1 protein-coding gene is annotated in these 1518 nt (G+C 26.9%); it reads right to left on the bottom strand.

The window, feature by feature from the left end:
• Positions 1-184: 184 nt before the first annotated feature.
• Entirely contained in the window at positions 185-1381 is a 1197-nt protein-coding gene (gene nhaA, locus E6248_RS15920; RefSeq protein ID WP_316341744.1) for a Na+/H+ antiporter NhaA, read from the bottom strand.
• Positions 1382-1518 lie beyond the last annotated feature (137 nt).

Genomic DNA, 1518 nt, shown 5'->3' with positions numbered 1-1518 from the left:
TTTAATACTATTGATATTTATTTTCAAGAAAATAATATGAATACCAGTAGTGTAGCCTTTAATTTTCTTAGATTTCTTATTTATAAATTAAAGTTGTTTACTTTTATTAAATTTATTAAAATAAATAAACCACCAATAACACATATATGCTTATTGATGGTTTATGATAGTTTATAAGTTAATACTATGCTTTAACTTCTTTTATATTTGATTTTTTACCTAAATTAATTGCTATAGCAGCAATTGAACAAGTAATTATAGCCGCTAGTAAAATAGACATTTTCACTATATTTAGTATATCATCATTACCTGCAAATGCTATTTCAGATACAAATATAGACATAGTGAAACCTATTCCTGCAAGCATTCCAACACACATTATATCATACCATTTAACATCCCTAGGTTTTTCTATAATCTTAAATTTAGATAAAACAGATGTAAATAATAATATGCCTAAAGGCTTTCCTACTACTAGTCCAATTATTATACCTAAAGAAACCTTTAACGCGCCTTCTGGAATTGATGAAATATTCATATTTATTGCAGTATTAGAAAATGCAAATAAAGGAAGAATAATTAAATTAGCATAAGGTGCTAATACATGTTCAATTCTAATCAGTGTACATTGAAGTGTATCCTTGTCACACTTACTAATTGGTAATGTGATAGCTAATAAAACACCACTTATAGTTGCATGTATTCCACTTGCATATATGCAAAGCCATAAGATAAATCCTAATATAAAATAAGGTGTAAGTCTTTCTTTTTTATCAATCTTTCTTAATGATAGTAAAAGTATAAATGTTATAGCTCCTAAAGCTAAAGGCATTAATTTTACTCCTGATGAATAAAATATTCCTATAACTGCAATAGAAATTAAATCATCAACAACAGCTAATGTTAATAAAAATACCTTTAATGACTTGCTAAGCTTATTCTTAAATATCATAAATGCTCCAATAGCAAATGCTATATCTGTTGATATTGGTACACCTACTCCGCCAGCATATGGTGTATTTCTATTAATAATGAAAAATATAATAGCAGGTATAGTTACTCCTCCGATAGCTGCGATAACAGGGAAAGAAGCTCTTTTAATATCTGATAAATGTCCTCTTATAACTTCCATTTTAATTTCGCAACCAACAACTAAGAAGAAAATCGCCATTAAAAAGTCATTTATAAACTTATGCAAATTAAATCCTGGTAATATCTCTATATGATGAAATATGTTGTCATAATAAACTTTAAAAGGGCTATTTGCGATTATTAATGCAAATATAGTTGCAATTAAAAGTAATAATCCTGGTAGGGCCTCCCACTCAATAATTTTTTTGAAATTAATTAAATTGCTTCTTTCTTCATTTGTAAAATCCATTTCGTCCTCCGTCTGTCAATAATTCTTAATTTTTTTATCTTAAAAACACATAATTATACCTTTTGGAAAAATACATGAATGTATACTTCCAAAAGGTATATCCTTGCGCAAGTACTATTATATCAACTATATATTAC

Source organism: Clostridium sp. (genome assembly GCF_032552055.1).
Taxonomy (GTDB): domain Bacteria; phylum Bacillota; class Clostridia; order Clostridiales; family Clostridiaceae; genus Clostridium.
The sequence above is the reverse complement of the archived record's forward strand: the minus strand, read 5'-3'. Positions and strand labels throughout refer to the sequence as shown.

Excerpts from the sequence above, each read along its gene's own strand:
- nhaA (WP_316341744.1), bottom strand. The coding sequence starts at position 1,381 with ATGGATTTTACAAATGAAGAAAGAAGCAATTTAATTAATTTCAAAAAA.